General features: G+C 54.6%; 11 protein-coding genes and 2 pseudogenes. 2 read left to right on the top strand and 11 right to left on the bottom strand.

Going from position 1 to position 14933, the window contains the following annotated elements:
* Positions 1-88: 88 nt before the first annotated feature.
* From K1567_RS08545 to K1567_RS27500, 4 genes and pseudogenes are all read right to left on the bottom strand, one after another.
* Complete coding sequence (locus tag K1567_RS08545; protein WP_220698362.1) at positions 89-1093, bottom strand: YqaJ viral recombinase family protein; 1005 nt, start codon at positions 1091-1093, stop codon at positions 89-91.
* 112 nt (positions 1094-1205) lie between these two features.
* Positions 1206-2174, bottom strand: a complete 969-nt coding sequence (locus K1567_RS08540) for a DUF932 domain-containing protein (protein WP_220698361.1) — start codon at positions 2172-2174, stop codon at positions 1206-1208.
* A 66-nt stretch (positions 2175-2240) separates the two neighbouring features.
* Positions 2241-2570: a hypothetical protein gene (locus tag K1567_RS27505; protein ID WP_253298744.1), complete on the bottom strand. Its 330-nt coding sequence runs from the start codon at positions 2568-2570 to the stop codon at positions 2241-2243.
* Between the two features lie 193 nt (positions 2571-2763).
* Positions 2764-3408: pseudogene (locus K1567_RS27500) on the bottom strand (acyl-CoA dehydrogenase family protein); the annotation flags it as partial.
* On the opposite strand from K1567_RS27500, the gene K1567_RS27935 reads away from it, so the two are divergent.
* The gene (locus tag K1567_RS27935; protein WP_405045959.1) at positions 3368-3610 is read left to right on the top strand and encodes a 3-hydroxyacyl-CoA dehydrogenase NAD-binding domain-containing protein; all 243 of its coding nucleotides are present in this window, start codon (positions 3368-3370) and stop codon (positions 3608-3610) included. The pseudogene K1567_RS27500 and the gene K1567_RS27935 sit on opposite strands and share 41 nt — an antisense overlap.
* A 247-nt stretch (positions 3611-3857) precedes the next feature.
* Here the strand turns inward: K1567_RS27935 and K1567_RS08525 are convergent, their stop codons facing one another.
* The 5 genes from K1567_RS08525 to K1567_RS08505 all read right to left on the bottom strand — a co-directional run bounded on the left by K1567_RS08525 (position 3858) and on the right by K1567_RS08505 (position 9483).
* Complete coding sequence (locus tag K1567_RS08525) at positions 3858-4184, bottom strand: hypothetical protein (RefSeq protein WP_220698358.1); 327 nt, start codon at positions 4182-4184, stop codon at positions 3858-3860.
* Between the two features lie 402 nt (positions 4185-4586).
* Complete coding sequence (locus K1567_RS08520; RefSeq protein WP_220698357.1) at positions 4587-6104, bottom strand: efflux transporter outer membrane subunit; 1518 nt, start codon at positions 6102-6104, stop codon at positions 4587-4589.
* A 4-nt stretch (positions 6105-6108) separates the two neighbouring features.
* Complete coding sequence (locus tag K1567_RS08515) at positions 6109-8217, bottom strand: FUSC family protein (RefSeq protein WP_220698356.1); 2109 nt, start codon at positions 8215-8217, stop codon at positions 6109-6111.
* Positions 8214-9269 (bottom strand): multidrug transporter subunit MdtN, encoded by a 1056-nt coding sequence (mdtN, locus tag K1567_RS08510; protein WP_220698355.1) that lies wholly within the window; start codon positions 9267-9269, stop codon positions 8214-8216. Before mdtN ends, K1567_RS08515 begins: the two co-directional genes overlap by 4 nt.
* Before the next feature lie 10 nt (positions 9270-9279).
* Positions 9280-9483 (bottom strand): YtcA family lipoprotein, encoded by a 204-nt coding sequence (locus tag K1567_RS08505; protein ID WP_220698354.1) that lies wholly within the window; start codon positions 9481-9483, stop codon positions 9280-9282.
* A gap of 346 nt (positions 9484-9829) precedes the next feature.
* On the opposite strand from K1567_RS08505, the gene K1567_RS08500 reads away from it, so the two are divergent.
* Positions 9830-12229 carry a membrane-bound PQQ-dependent dehydrogenase, glucose/quinate/shikimate family gene (locus K1567_RS08500; RefSeq protein WP_220698353.1) on the top strand — a complete coding sequence of 800 codons (2400 nt, stop codon included), beginning with the start codon at positions 9830-9832 and terminating at the stop codon, positions 12227-12229.
* Positions 12230-12291: 62 nt separating this feature from the next.
* Here the strand turns inward: K1567_RS08500 and K1567_RS08495 are convergent, their stop codons facing one another.
* Positions 12292-13518, bottom strand: coding sequence for a CdaR family transcriptional regulator (locus K1567_RS08495; protein ID WP_220698352.1), 1227 nt, complete (start codon positions 13516-13518; stop codon positions 12292-12294).
* A gap of 404 nt (positions 13519-13922) precedes the next feature.
* Positions 13923-14625: pseudogene (locus K1567_RS08490) on the bottom strand (transposase); the annotation flags it as partial.
* Positions 14626-14933 lie beyond the last annotated feature (308 nt).

Raw genomic sequence — 14933 nt, 5'->3', positions numbered from 1 at the left:
GAAATAAAAACGCCACCGAGACCGCACGAGCGACCAGGGTGGTATTGAAGGGAAAGGGCACGGGGTTAAGGGAGGGGCGAACGATCGTTTAAGCCAGCAGAAAACGTCGACTACCGGCTTTGGTGGTCGAGTAGCGAACTTGCAGATGAGGCTTTTCTTTTAGCAGGCGTGGGATATCCAGAGCCAAGCTGTCTTTGGCTTTCTTCCACGTGATGCTGCCGGTTGCGAAGGTCGCCCGACTGGCATCGCCTATGGCCTGTTGCAGCGTTTGCTTAAGTTGAGCTTCCTGCGCCTCCTGCAGAGCAATCGACTTGCGCACGTTCTGCAGTTCGGTAAAGGCCGTGCAGAGCAGTGTGTCCTGGCTAAAGTCTAGGGTTTGTCCATTGTCGTGCGGATACAGGCAGCGCAAAGCTTGCTCCGCTGAGGCCGAACCGTCTGCCGGCGGTGGGGTGTCACTGACGACGTAATCCCAGAAGAGCCGTTCCAGGTCGATCAGCCGAGCTATCAGTGACTCATCGCGCTCAATGCGATGGATTTCCAGGTGCTGACCTCCGAGCAGTACCGCCACATCCGCCGCCTGCTTGCCAGTCACGGCCAACTGGTGAATGACCTGCAACTGCACATACTCGGGCACGCCTTCTTTCCAGAGACGTGCGCCGTTTATGCCGGCGGTTTTGCATTCGAGAATCTGCACTTCTGACGCACCGATAACCTCACGGTCGATATTGGCCAGCATCCAGGCCAGTTTGGGATCAGGATGCTGCAGAACCGCATTGACCCGACGGACCCGATGACCGCTGCGCCGGGTGTAATGGGATGCGACAATCGGTTCCAGAATGTTGCCCCAGTACGCGGGGTTTTCCTCATCCTGCGGATCGAGCATGGGCAGTAAGGTGTCACGCCCGGTTTTTTCCATCCACAGTTCCAGCTGTGATTTATAAGGGTTCAGGCCCACAGCGGCGGCGGCATCCGAACTGCCGATGCCTTGCTTGCGCACGGTCAACCAGTCCTCACGCGGCAGTTGTTTTGTGCCGACCAAGCGTAAGGCAGGACGGGGTTTAGTTCTGAGATTTTGTAGGGAGTGAGTGCTCATAATCATTTCCTTGAGGCATAAAAAACGCCCAACCAGCACGAGGCTGATCAGGTGTTTAGGGAGTGGAAGAACAGAATGGGGAAGGGGATGATGAGGACAGTGAAAACCTGGCCTAAGCTGCGAGTTGCAGCGCCGCCTCCAGCGCCCGTTGCTTGATCTGTGCACCTTGACCGAACCAGGCAGAATCCACGCGGTACTCGATGCTTCGCGCACGGCGTTCGTGGTCGACATATTCGGTCACCGCATTGAGTAGGCCCCAGACAGTTCCTTGAGCTGACTCCAGGGTTGATCCGCGGCCCTGGCCTTCATATAGACCTTGCACCTTGCGTAGCGCCCGCTCGTTGGGAAGTACTGCCGGTAGTGGCGTGTTCAGATTGGCATCACACAGCACGTTCATGAAGAACCCCATGGCTTCATGCCACTGAACTTTGCGTTCAGACAGCATTCGCATCCGGTGCATGAAGTTTTCCCATTGCGAGACGGCGATACCGAGTTGCTTTTTCACCGCCTGTGGATCGAAGCGCGTGCTGTGCGGCACCTTGATCGCTTTGGTGGAGCCGTCTAGCGCAATAGTCAACGTGTTATTGCAAACTACCCGCACAGTTGTAGGTGTGGCCGTGGTAGCCAAGGTACCGTCACAGGAGGTGGCCAGCAGGAGATAACCATTAACCTGATCGTTGCCTTTCAAGGTCGTACCTTGGCCAGTGCGGGCCAGCGCCCAAAACTTGCGACCGCCTTTGAGTACGCCGGCCGTTTCCAGCTCGTAGCCCGATACTTCAGTGAGGTCCCGATAGAACTCCAAGACCTCGCGCGGCTGCACGACCTGGTAGCGCTGAGAAACCACGGACAACGGGGCCTTAGTATCGGAGCGGTAGAGAACCTTCTGTTCAGGGAAGGTGTGAATTGAGCCAAGTGCACCGATGCTATCGGATTTGAAATGCACCGGGCTGTCCTGGATCATCCAGTCCATACCCGCTTCGCGCTGCCAGATTTCGATGGGTTGTTTCGGGGAAAGGCGACTACCCAGACCGTGCCAGGGAGTTGCGCCAACGTAAGCCATTTGTTCAATGAGATGAGCCATGGGAATAGGTCCTTTGACAAAGGGGGAGCCCCTGTTTGCATGAGAAACAGGGGCTGACTCGATGAGTTAGCGGTTGGCGCTAAAGCTGTAACCGCACTCTAGGCATTGATAGTTATTCAGTACCTTGTCATCGATCTGCTCACCGAGCGTGGCGCCTGCGACTCCGCCAGCAACCCCGCCAACTAGCCCCCCTAAAAGCGCCCCAGCGATACTCCCGATGACTATTCCAAAAGGTCCTCCAGCCACACCTAAGAATGCCCCGGCCTCTGCGCCAGACAAGGCACTTGCGGCACCACTGGCCGCGCCTCCTGCTGTCCCAATCAATCCACCTGTGTGTTTACCAACGTTTTTAGTGACGACTCTTCCCGAGTTGCAGCTTGGGCATGGCGCGTACATGTTTAAATCCTCTTAGAAAAATGAGCGTGCAGAATGAGAAATCAGCACGCGAATCCCCTGCCGCTGTTAATACGGATAGGTATTCATAGAGGTGATATAGGTCTGAGATTTTTTTGAATGTGATCAGCGTCTTGCAAACTGGAATTTGGGCCAAAAAAAATATGCCGCCCTGAAGGCACAGCGACGTCGCTACGCGCAAGTCCCCCCGTTTGTATGCAGCAGCTTTTTCATAGCTGGCATGTGCAACGCCCAACGCCTGGAGAGCGACCTCAAGTCGAGCGGAGTTCATCATGGTGAACATAGCCGCTAAGCCACCGTTCGGCTCGCCCATTAGCCATCCAGTGGCATTATCGAAATTGAGTACGCAAGTCGGGGATCCTCTCAATCCCATTTTGTGCTCGATGGACCCGCATGAGACTCCGTTTCGGGAACCTGGTGAACCATCTGGATTCGGTAAATACTTCGGGACTAGAAACAGTGAAATTCCTTTGGAGCCTAGAGGTGCACCCGGCAGTTTGGCCAGGACGAGATGCACAATGTTTTCTACCAGGTCATGCTCACCGCCGGAAATGAAGATCTTGGCTCCGTTAATCCGGTAAACCCCATCCTGTTCTTGCTGGCCCCTGGTGCGGATTAAGCTCAGATCTGTGCCCGCTTGAGGTTCAGTCATGCACACTGTGCCTGTCCAGGAGCTCGCTGCGAGCTTGGACAAATAAGTCTTCTTGAGGGATTCAGAACCATGCGCGCGAACGGCTCGATAAGCTCCTAGAGTCAATCCCCCAAACATCCCGAACGCCATGCTCGCCGAGTTGACGATCTCCTCTACCAGTCCCCCAATGGCGCTAACTACTCGACCAAGGAATGTCATTGGCTTGCATTTCTTAGGGCCCGCTAGCGCCATGCGACTTATGGAGGTCACCTGTGGTAAGGCCACTGCCAAAAACGTGCAAGCAAGTGTCCTGATGATCGCCAAGCGTATTGGAAAAATTCCCGTATTTCATAACGCGCACTCCATTTTTTGTCGGGCAGCGGATGCTTGAGTCATGCGCGCATCAAGTTCATCGGCTACTGCTTGAGGGCGCAAGTTCGAAGCAACTTAATAGAGTGCTTAATCTCCAGGGGCCTTCCCTATTCGATCTCGTGGGAGTCAATGCCAGCTATCTGATACGTGAATCGTGTCGCAATGTAATTTCCGCGGACTTTTACTACCCCGAAACCGGGCCAGAAAGCCCCGATACCTCTCTCTATGAGGGTAGTGGGAGTAGCCCCAATTTTAGTGCTGTCAAGTTAGCGGATCGGATGGCGATAGAGCTGGGGATTCAGAGGCGGGTGATCGACGACGATGAAGTTCAATGTCGCTGCCTTTACACGATGATTAATGAAGGGATCCAATTGATTGATGAAGGCATTGTGGCTAGTCGCAGCATTTTGGATCTGACTTGGACCAGCACCTTTGAGTTCCCACTCTGGACTGATGGACCGTTGCATTACGCTGAAAGCATCGGACTTGGAAAAGTGCTTGCTAGTTTGCTGCACTGTTGCACGATGCTCGGGCCCTATGGTGAGCGGTGGTTTCAGCCCGTGTTTTTGCTGGTGCGTCTCGTGAATAGTCACCGAGCAAGCATTTCTAGATTCTGACTAGTAAATGGTCATTCACAGATGGCCAAATTTCAATACAGGGAAGATGTGCAAAAATGAAAGAAGCAGTCATACTTTCCACCGCTCGGACACCGATTGCCAAGGCATTTCGCGGTGCCTTTAATAACTTAAAATCGCCGAGCATGGCGAGCTTCGCGATAAAAGCTACATCCGTATTCAGCGTATGGGGTGCTCCACCGAATTTACTGGTGTACTCAATCAAATTTCGAGCATTTTCCAAGCTCTGGGTCCCATTCCTGCTCGTTCAAGATGGTGCTGTCCATGGAGCGCGTTCCATGGCTCACCAATCCGCAAAAATCAAAGGCATATCGTGTCGATACCACTTATCACCGAATGGTATATTACGTGATCGTAGTCTCATCGTCCGTAAATTATTCTCGACTGCCGCACGGGACATTTTGCCCGATAGCCTCCCCCCAGTGCTTCAACAAGACTGATCTGATCCACAAGCAATCGTTCGCGAATATCCAGGTGTTCCATTTGCTGGGCCAGCAAGGGTATACGTGCTTCATCTGCGCTCGCCGCAGCAATCAAACCTTGTTCCAAGTGGGCAGTGACGCTCTTCCATATGAATGTTGCCTGCTCGACTCGCTCAACTTGCAACGTTTGTTCATGTTCGTTCGTTTGAACACGAGTTGCGGTAACAGCCACGTCCCGTACGGCATTTAATACTGCCTGATTATATTGCTGAATAAATATCTGACTGGCGGTCTTAGCGTTGGCAAGATTGGCGTCCAAGCGCCCCCCGTCGAAGATAGGCAAGGTAAATCCCGGCAACAAGTTGAATTGACGACTGCTGCGGGTGAGCAGATCGTCCAGATGCAACGCATCGACGCCAATAAACGCTTTAATGTCAAAACTCGGGTAATAGGCCGCTCGCGCTGCATCGATTTGGTTGAACGATGATTGCACATACCAGCGCGAGACCTGCAAATCGGGCCGCCGTGCGAGCAATTCGTAAGACAAGGAATCCGGCACGCCGAAGTCGGCATCAGGAAGTCCAACCGAGCTGATGTTGAGTTCATCGTGTGGGCCTGCCCCCATCAATGCACGCAACGCTTCGCGCAACTGTGCATATTCGCTCTGCGCCAATGACATGCGCTGATCGACTTGCAAAGACGCCATTCGCGCATGGGCATCTGGGATATAGGACTCAAGCCCCCGTTCGGCACGTGCCTGGTGCAGTGCTTGCCCCTGTGCTGCGGAAGCGCGAGTTTGAGCCAGTAGATCGACTTTTTTTAACAATGCCTGCATATGGAAATATAGACGTGCCACATTGCCGGCCACCTTCAGCTCAACGGCCGCCCGCTCGGCGATCCGAGCGTTTTCCAGGCCAATCGCTGCGTCTACAACTGATCTTTGCGTGCCCCAAATATCGAGATTCAGCGTGCTCACTGCTCCCGCGATACCCTGCGTATACCAGGGACCTGTCATGCCCATCGCAGGTTCGTCCGTTGCAAATGGACCCAGAAAACCGTTATGTGAAACCCTCTGACGATTTATTGCGCCCAATGCAGTGAGTTGCAGTCGAGTGCTGGAATTGGCCAAGTCAACTTGCGTTCTTGCTTGTTCCACCCGTTTGCTCGCGATCTCCAGAGTTGGCGAGCCTGCCAGTGCACGCTCGATCAGTCGGTTGAGTTGGGGGTCACGGTAATCCTCCCACCACCGCGTTCGCGGCCATTGCCCTGCGATCGCATTAATACTGGCATCCATCTCGGCGCGTTGCGGGGGGAGCAGGGTCTCAAGTCCCGGATAATTTTCTTTGGGTGCGCATCCGACCGCTATCGCTGACACCAGGAAAAGTAAGGCGAAGATAGGCAACTTTTTCATCCATGGCGAAGGCATCACTCGCGCCGGGGAGCTGTATTGGCTCATATGCCTACCTCCCACCAAACCAGGCGCGACGCATCTGGGCAAAGTGAGCGACCATCAAATTCGAATAGCCCTGCAAACGGCTCAGACTGTTCGTCGTGGAAACCGATGAGGCACTACGGATCGCAGCTGTCTGATGTACATCGAGAGGTTTGGGTAATGCGGCTATCCAGCTCGAAGGTTGATCGGCGTGTTGCAGGAAAGCGTCTCTATATTCCTCCAGCGCAATGGCTAGCCGTTCGAGAAAAAGCCGGCTCGGGGCAAGCGACTCCTCACCGCAGCATGCTTGCAGCGTACGCATCTCGGCAAAAAAGGCGTTGCTGCTGATCAGCAGTTCGCGCGCCGCGACAGTCGCGGTCTGCATGGTGCGAGCATCGATCTTCGGGTTAGCGTTCGCTGTTGCTCCGTCAGGTTCCAATAACACCCGCTCAAGCATCGTCTCGCACTCCTGGAAGCGGATCCATAGCGCAGGCTCGGTGAAATGAGGCGCATCAGCGGTGAGCCTGCCCGTTGTGGAGGGTTTGCGCAGATATGCGACTATTTCATCGAGCAAATGCTCCCATTTCGAATACAGCCCGCGCTTTTCTGACTCGGGCCACCACACAGAGTGTATGAACATGGACAGCGCCACTCCGAGGCAGATACCGATCATGCGGTCACGTATCTCAGTGATATTGCTCGTCGGCCCAAAATGCTCCAATAGCGCCAGGGCGAATGTAAACATCATCTGTATCCCGGCGTAACTGATGCGCTCCGACCCCGCAGCCAGCCATGCACTCGCCCCCAGGATCGGCAGGCACAGCAACACCAGCCCTGCGAGGTCGTCGAGTTGTGGCACGATCCAGATGATTGCCGCGAGGGCCGGCAGACTTCCGGCTGCTGCTCCGACAACCCGCAATCCGATGCGTCGCTGGGTGGCGCCCAGACTGGATTGAGCAACGATAAGGCACGTCAACATGACGGTATGAATACCCTGCCAGTCTGTGCCGACGTAGAACAGATATCCGATAAGGGTCGCTACCGTAGTTTTAAGGGCAAATTGCCGATATACCGGGTTGGTGAACGCATCTGGAACCCAGATTGGGCTGCTCTTGCGCGATTTGGCCAAGTTGTAAATTGTCTGCTCGGTAGATGCGTATTGCAGCAACGCCGCACGCATTTCACGCAACGGCCCTGGAAGCAGTGCATCATCAAGTCGGCTAAGCAAGGCGGGTGGTTCGTATGGCCGGTCGTGAAGCAGCGCTTGGGCAAAGAGCGCGCAAGCCTGTTCCATGCAAGCGGCCACTTGCACCGTGGCGCGTTCGCTCGAGAGCACAGGTATCTGACTTGCCGCTGCGTGCAGTCGAGACACTGTGGCGATCTGGGCCTGGTACACGCCCTGCATCCGAAAATACTGCGCATCGCGCATGGCGGCGTAGCCGAGCAGTTTCTGCATCCACACAGCATTGTCCTGCACTTGTCTGGCGCAAATCCGTATGGGCTCTGCACGCTCCTGCAACGCCCTCAACTGGTGGCCCACGTCGAGTATTTGTACGTGCATCCGAGCCATGAGCTGTTTTGCCGGCTCTTCGGGTAGCAGTAACGTATTGATGATAAGGCTTACAAGAATGGAGTAATTGACGGCGACCCATACCCACAATGTCAGACGCACAACCACATCGGCCTGATCGGTCAGATCGACAAAGCTTTGCACATAAACAATGACGATGGCGCAAATGAAAAATACCACGCCTATCTGAGTGGCGCGCATGAGGAACATGCAGGTCCAGACAAGGGCGCTGGCGATCAAGATGCGCGCCAGCGGTTGGTCATAGGTGAACTTCAACAATAGCAATGCACTGCCGATGGCGAGTGTTGAACCAACAAAAAACATCAAGCCTGTTAGCCGCGTCAGGGCAGCGTTGGATTGCGTTACGTAAAACATCACGATCAAGGACAACGCTAACCACGGAATCTGCAGCGCCATGGAAATGATGACCACCAAGGTGCTGCTGACAACGCAACGCAGGGTCATATTCAAACGCCCAGGCGTTGATTGGAGTTCACACTTGGTGAACTTTAAAAATCGCTCGAAGAGGCTGCCCACTTGATTCTTTTCAAGCGTGCGCTGGGTCATTTCGCCGACTCGCGAGTGTCTCCATCGCGGAGCAGGACTGCCACCGCGGAGGTACCTATGCGAAATAGATCAGGATCAGACGAGCGAACAGCGATCTTCACCGGGAAGCGCTGGGAGACATGCACCCAGTTGATGTTGCGGCGAACCCGAGGCAGACCTTCCACCACCACACCGCCATCATCTGGCAGGACTCCATAACCGATTGAATCAACGGAGCCTTCGAAAGATCGGCGGGTATCACCCATCAGGTAGATTTTGGCCGGCATACCACTGGTAATGCCAGCAAGGTCTGTTTCTCGGAAATTGGCCACGACGTACCATTGTCGTGCGTCTATCAACGTGAAGACAGGCTTCAGAGCCGTTGCATATTGACCCACCGAGGTACGCAACGAGGTGACTCGCCCCGTGAAAGGCGCACGCACTTCGGTAAATTCCAGGTGTATTCGCGCGATCGATATCTGTGCCCTTACCTCAGCGCGCTGTGCAACCAGTGCGTCTACGCCACTGACCGCAGCGGCAGCTCGCTCAGCCTGTAGCCTGGCAGTCTCAAGCTCAGCCATGGCAGCCTTGCGAGCATTCTGGGCACGCTCGACCTCCTGTGCAGAAGCGAAGCCGCGCGGTTCAAGCGGCTGTAGCCTGTTGAGCGTGTCGGTGGCCTGCCTGGTTAATGCCTCAGAACGTTTAACAATGGCCAGGGCCGAATCAGCCTCCAGCACTTGTGCGTTAACTGTTCGTTGGGTGAGCTTTATTTGCTGATCCAAGGTATGCAGCCGCGCAATTGCTGCATCTAAGGTGTCTTGATAAAGCCTAGGATCAACTCTGAACAGCAGATCGCCCTGATGCACCAGTTGGTTATCGCGAACCGGCATCTCTATGATTCGACCATCAACTTCAGGTACGACATCAATGGTATCAGCATATACATAGGCATCATCGGTACTCGGCGCGCGCTCGGTGCGTACCGAAACAACAACCAATAAGATAAGTGCGACCGCCATGAGCAAAATTGCCAGCCAATGTTTTGAGATAGAAGACGCTCTTTTCCTTATCATGGATTGCCTCTTATTGTGAAAAGAACACGAGCCAAAGCAGCATGGATACAACGGCGAAGAACGCGGGATAACTAATGGCAGCGGGCTCTAGAATGTGCAGCCCGACGGTCAAGGCCATCAGCCAGTGCATCAAACCAGTGGCAATCGCTCCAGCGATCAGACAAAAAAGCCAGTCGGGGAAGCCCGCACCGAATACAGGAAGGGACGGGGCCATTTGGCATCCCGACAGTATAGAGACCAAGATCAGAAGATAATATTTTCCAGAGTTCATATTTTTACTTCATATTTTGCAACTTATCATGCCAATAAGGCGATTTAAAAGCAGGCCGCTGCACACGTGCAGCAAACGCCGCAAGGCCGTATGCGAAAAATACTGGCAATACGCGATTATCAAAGTACCCCTCGAAACCGGCAACAGTATTTCACAAAAACAAAGTGGCATAATTGTGAGTAGAAACAATCCAAACTGGCGATAATCACAATGCGGCTATTCAGCTGGTTCGTTATATATGTACTCAACTAAGAAGGTCCTGCAAGCACGATCAAAAGAAGGAGTCACAATGTCGAACCCGTGCACACGGTTTAACAAAACCTTTAAAACACTGGCATTTCTGATAGCTCTGATGGGGCTGTTTTTCATTGGCAGCGGCATTTGGTTAATAACCCTGGGGGGCTCGTGGTACTACTTCCCGACAGGCGTGCTAATGCTGGCGTCCAGTGTCCAACTACTACGAAATCGAGTGGCTGGTGCCTGGCTCTACGCACTGGTATTCGTTGTGACACTCATTTTTACGTTATGGGAATCCGGGCTGGACTATTGGGGATGGGTGCCACGGATGGGGCTAATCGCCGCCATCGCCCTGGTGCTGTCGTTGCTGTTGCCGAGGTTGGGGGTTAACAAGCGCTGGGCCTGGGGCATGGGCGGGGTAATCTCTGCGTGCTTTGCGGTTGCGATCGGTCTGGCATTTCAGTCGTTCGCCACTGTACATGCCACCGCCTCCCTCCCCGGTAATTCGCTGGCAGGTGGATCTCAGGGCAGTCCTTCGAAAATATCCGAGGACTGGCGCACATATGGCAACCAGGACGGCACACGCTACTCACCGCTTACTCAATTGACGCCCCAAAACGTTGGTCAACTCAAGCGCGCCTGGATCCAAGTCACCAACGACTTGCCACCACCTGGAAAGCCCAACAAATGGGCGGCAGAAACGACACCGATCAAGGTCGGGGACGGACTGTACCTGTGCAGCGCCACGAATAATCTAATGCGTCTGGACCCGGCCAGCGGCGCCAAAGTCTGGGAATACCTGGCAAACGTAAAGTATGAAAACGTCCCTTACACCGCAGCCTGCCGAGGCGTGACCTATTACGAATCTCAACAGACGCCTGCTGGGCAACAGTGCCATCAACGCATCATTGAACCTACGCTGGATATGCGTCTTATCGCGGTGGATGCGCAAACCGGCAAGCCCTGCGAAAATTTTGGCAGTCAAGGCCAGGTCAATCTCATGAAAGGCTTCGGGCCGACGGTGCCGGGTTTTGTTGCAGAGCCATCGCCGGTGCCTATCGTCAACGGCGTGATCATCACCAATCAGGAAGTGTTGGATGGCCAGCGGCGTTGGGCCCCATCAGGGGTGATTCGCGGCTACAGCGCTGAAACCGGCGCGTTCCTTTGGGCCTGGGATGTCAATAAACCCCACGATCATGGTGAACCAGCGCCGGGCGAGACCTACAGTCCCGGCACGCCTAACTCATGGGTAGCCATGATCGGAGACGAGGCGTTGGGGTTGGTCTACGTGCCCATGGGTAACTCGGCGGCGGATTACTACAGCGCGCTGCGCACACCGCAAGAAAATCAGGTTTCCTCATCAATTGTTGCCCTTGATGTAAAAACCGGAGAAATTCGGTGGGTTTATCAAACCGTTCACAAGGATGTCTGGGATTACGATCTGAGTTCACAGCCTACTTTATTCGATTTCCCAGGCGACAACGGGCAGGTTGTCCCAGCGATGATAGTGCCAACCAAGCGAGGGCAGTTGTTCGTTCTGGATCGTCGTGATGGATCGCCGTTGACACCGGTAGAGGAGCGGAAGGCGCCAGATACTGTGCTGACAGAGGACCCACGCGCGCCCACCCAACCTTGGTCCATCGGCATGCCTCGCCTTGGTTTCGCGGATTTGCGTGAAGAAAACATGTGGGGAATTACGCCTCTGGACCAAATGTACTGCCGCATCAAATTCAGGGCCGCGCATTACGAAGGCGAATTCACCGCACCCACCCTGAACACGCCTTGGATAGAGTACCCAGGCTACAACGGCGGAAGTGACTGGGGCAGCGTCGCCTATGATGCGAGCAAGGGCATAGTGGTCGCCAATTGGAATAACACCCCGATGTATAACCAGCTGCTGCGCCGAGAGGAAGCTGATAAACGTGGACTAAAATCTATCGATGATCCGCAGTTCAAAGCTGGCAGTGGTGGCGCCGAAGGCCCTGGAGCGCAACAGGACACGCCTTACGGGGTGGACGTCAAACCTTTCCTGATGCCCCTCACTGGCATGCTTTGCAATGAGCCGCCCTACGGAATGATTACCGCTATCGATATGCATAATCGCTCCATTTTGTGGCAACGCCCCTTGGGTACGGCACGGGCTAACGGGCCGTTTGGCATACCTTCGCGCTTGCCGATCAATATCGGCACGCCCAACAATGGCGGGCCGATCATCACGGCTGGCGGGCTGGTATTCATCGCTGCGGCGACGGATAACCTGATTCGCGCCATTGACTTGAATACCGGCGAAACAGTGTGGAGCGATGTGCTGCCAGCGGGAGGGCAAGCCACACCAATGACCTATGAAGTGGACGGCAAGCAATTTTTAGTAATAGTCGCAGGGGGGCATCACTTCATGAAAACGCCGATTGGCGACTATGTCGTAGCCTACGCATTGCCCGATTTCAAATAGCGTCGAGCGCAGCCAGACCACCAGCCATTACCCGGCCGGTGGTCGCGCTTTTTCCTGAGCTTTCAGGTAATGCGAAGTGCTAGCCACAACGCAGTAATCCAACCCACATCACTGAGCTGCGCACCGAGAAGTTTTTCAATCCGCTCCAGCCTGTATGTGAGTGTGTTTGGGTGAATGCCTAGCGTGTCGGCGGTCACTTTACGGCGTAACCCCTGCTCGAAGTATGCCCTCAGCGTCAGTTTCAGCTCGGGCTCGGTCCCCAAGCGTTCCGCCAATGTCACCAAGTAATTGGATGCGGCCTTCGAGCGGCGGATGTGTTGCTCCAGCACGATGCGGGCATAGGCGAACACCGATTCTCCTTCTGCGGTACAACCATGGTTGAGCGCGCAAGCCGCTTCATCGGCTGAAGTCGCCCAACCTTGGACGCCTTGATTTGGCAAGCCGATTCCAATCCCGCGCACTTCTGATATTTGCCGCAAAAGCGCCCGCGATTGCTCGACTGCTGTCTGATTGATTACGTGAGCGCTGGCCCCTGGCTCAAAGGTTCTCCATAGCATCAACCGGTCATGCTGCCAGGTATCCACCAGGCTCTCTCGAGCTACGTTCATGCACCTGGCCATTTTGACAACAAAACGCTCCACGCTGTCCTCGAACCCAGGTTGGCCGCGATCTGGCGCCGCCCATTCAATAGCGAAGGCCACGCAAGGCGCCAGAGGCTCCAGCCCTAGAACGCTCACCATCTTGGCGAAACTTGCTGTGTCTGGCCGAGAGCTGAAAACGATACGCCGAAGCTGCTCCCGGGCGGCAGCACGCCAACGGGTCTGCTGCCCTTGCTCAACCTGGAACGCACTGAAAACCACATGCGCGATGGCATCGAAGTAGCTCATCAAAAAAGGAGAAAGCGTCAGCAGCAGTTCATCTCGCAGTTCGGCATGGCGGCTGGCAATACTCACGAGAGATTGCCAAATCTGAGCCCCCCCCATGCGGTAAGCGGCAAGTACGGCTTGCACAGGCAAACCTTGATGATAACGTCGCCTTGCATTATCCCATATGCAATCGAGCGGCAAGTCTGAGCGTAGGTCATGGTTTGCAATAGCCCTGAACCATAAACGAGAAGACTCTTGCACTGAACAGTGCAGCTCCGACTTCATATTCGGATGCAGATTCTGATAGGCCTGCATCTCGAGCAGATCTTCATAGATTCGGCTAATCAATGGTGAATCCGAAGCGAAGACGGGGCTGACAGCTTCCAATAATTGGGAGGAGGCTTGAGGCACACGCAGGTTCATGGGCGTAGCTCCTAATTGCATGATCCTTCTCAAATTTTATCGTCGGTGCTATCGAAACTGTGACGAATTAACTAGGCCTGACCAAAGGACCGCCGGAATATGGACGCGCAGACGACAACCGACCAAAATAAGACCAGGATTATACATTAAGTCATCTTTAGGTCTTCGCCATCGATCATTCAAACTCGCTGCTTGCTAACGCAACCCACTGCGTCAATTACAGCGAGCGAGCTACCAGTGGCTGGTTTACCAGACGGTGCGAAAGCTGGCCCCACAGCGTCCGATTCAGCGCTTAAGCAATGACTGCTATCGGCCGGTAGGACTGCTGAGTTGAGTTACTGCAGGTGCGTGTCTGATGGCGAAATACCCCCCTCCGGTTAGGCTGAAGATACTTCAGGGAGGGCATCCATGATCACACCGTGCTCGGTATCGATCAGATAATTCGTGGAGTAAGCGTAGAACGCTGGGCCACCTGGAGCCGCGGTCCAGAGGGCTCGAGGATCAGTTAGCGATAGGCGCTTCGGTAGCGTTTCGGCCAGAGCATCTTCATCGAGGGCTTCAAGGTACTTGAGCACAGCGCGGGTGCTCAGGACTGGATCGCTCCAGTTGACCTGTTCATCACTCAGTACACCGCGCTGCCGACTCGCATCCGCTTTGATGATGCAGGCGTCCTCGGCAAAGCCTTCGCCCTTGACCAGGCCGGCATTCATGCATCGACGCAGCACTTCATTGAACAGCCAGCGAAACAGATCGCTGTCCCGAAACCGGCCGTGTCTATTTTTGGAAAAGGTCGAGTAATTGCGAACTTCAGTTCAAGACTTAACCGGCAGGACTAGCGATACGCCAGGTTCAAATGGGCCTCTTCGCACAGCCGACGCTCTGAGCGAATGCCGTAGAATAGCCCACGATCAGCATGCGGATCATCAACTCAGGGTCAATCGAAGGACAGCCCTATCGGGCTGTAAAAAAATTGGCGAGGTAATGGCGCAATTCGCTCAGATCAAGACACCGATCAATGCTACGCAGAATGTGATTAGTGGGGGTGTGATCTTCAAGGTTGAACGAGTAAAACGGCCGTTCCTGCCCACTCGATTACTGTCCCATCATGCTGCATGCTTCCCTGCTGGCCGATGCGCGGATTTTGCCGCAGGCCAGACAGGGGAGCTACTTTTTCAACAGGATCGGCCAGAAGCAGACGTATAAAGCGTCTACTAAGCGGGGGCTATTCAGGACGCGCTTGACCACTCCCCAGAGGGCCAAAAAACAGGAGTAGATCACTACTGGGGCGCGCGCGGTTATTCTTCGATTGCTACCGCCTTCACAAGCTGGTGTATTGGTCTACGCTGAGGCGGCAAAAGGCCACTGCCTACTCAGGGTTCTAGGATGACGTACGCCATATCTAAGGCCGCCCCTTG

Origin of the sequence: Pseudomonas sp. S5F11 (assembly GCF_019641515.1) — a bacterium.
Lineage (GTDB): Bacteria > Pseudomonadota > Gammaproteobacteria > Pseudomonadales > Pseudomonadaceae > Aquipseudomonas > Aquipseudomonas rhodesiae.
This window is presented reverse-complemented; position numbering and strand designations above follow the sequence as displayed.

Bases quoted from the DNA above. Each gene is read 5' to 3' on its own strand.
- K1567_RS08500 (WP_220698353.1), top strand. From the start codon at position 9,830: ATGTCGAACCCGTGCACACGGTTTAACAAAACCTTTAAAACACTGGCA.
- K1567_RS08520 (WP_220698357.1), bottom strand. From the start codon at position 6,104: ATGAGCCAATACAGCTCCCCGGCGCGAGTGATGCCTTCGCCATGGATG.
- K1567_RS27935 (WP_405045959.1), top strand. From the start codon at position 3,368: ATGCTCGCCGAGTTGACGATCTCCTCTACCAGTCCCCCAATGGCGCTA.
- mdtN (WP_220698355.1), bottom strand. From the start codon at position 9,269: ATGATAAGGAAAAGAGCGTCTTCTATCTCAAAACATTGGCTGGCAATT.
- K1567_RS08540 (WP_220698361.1), bottom strand. From the start codon at position 2,174: ATGGCTCATCTCATTGAACAAATGGCTTACGTTGGCGCAACTCCCTGG.
- K1567_RS08495 (WP_220698352.1), bottom strand. From the start codon at position 13,518: ATGAACCTGCGTGTGCCTCAAGCCTCCTCCCAATTATTGGAAGCTGTC.
- K1567_RS08545 (WP_220698362.1), bottom strand. From the start codon at position 1,093: ATGAGCACTCACTCCCTACAAAATCTCAGAACTAAACCCCGTCCTGCC.
- K1567_RS27505 (WP_253298744.1), bottom strand. From the start codon at position 2,570: ATGTACGCGCCATGCCCAAGCTGCAACTCGGGAAGAGTCGTCACTAAA.
- K1567_RS08515 (WP_220698356.1), bottom strand. From the start codon at position 8,217: ATGACCCAGCGCACGCTTGAAAAGAATCAAGTGGGCAGCCTCTTCGAG.
- K1567_RS08505 (WP_220698354.1), bottom strand. From the start codon at position 9,483: ATGGCCCCGTCCCTTCCTGTATTCGGTGCGGGCTTCCCCGACTGGCTT.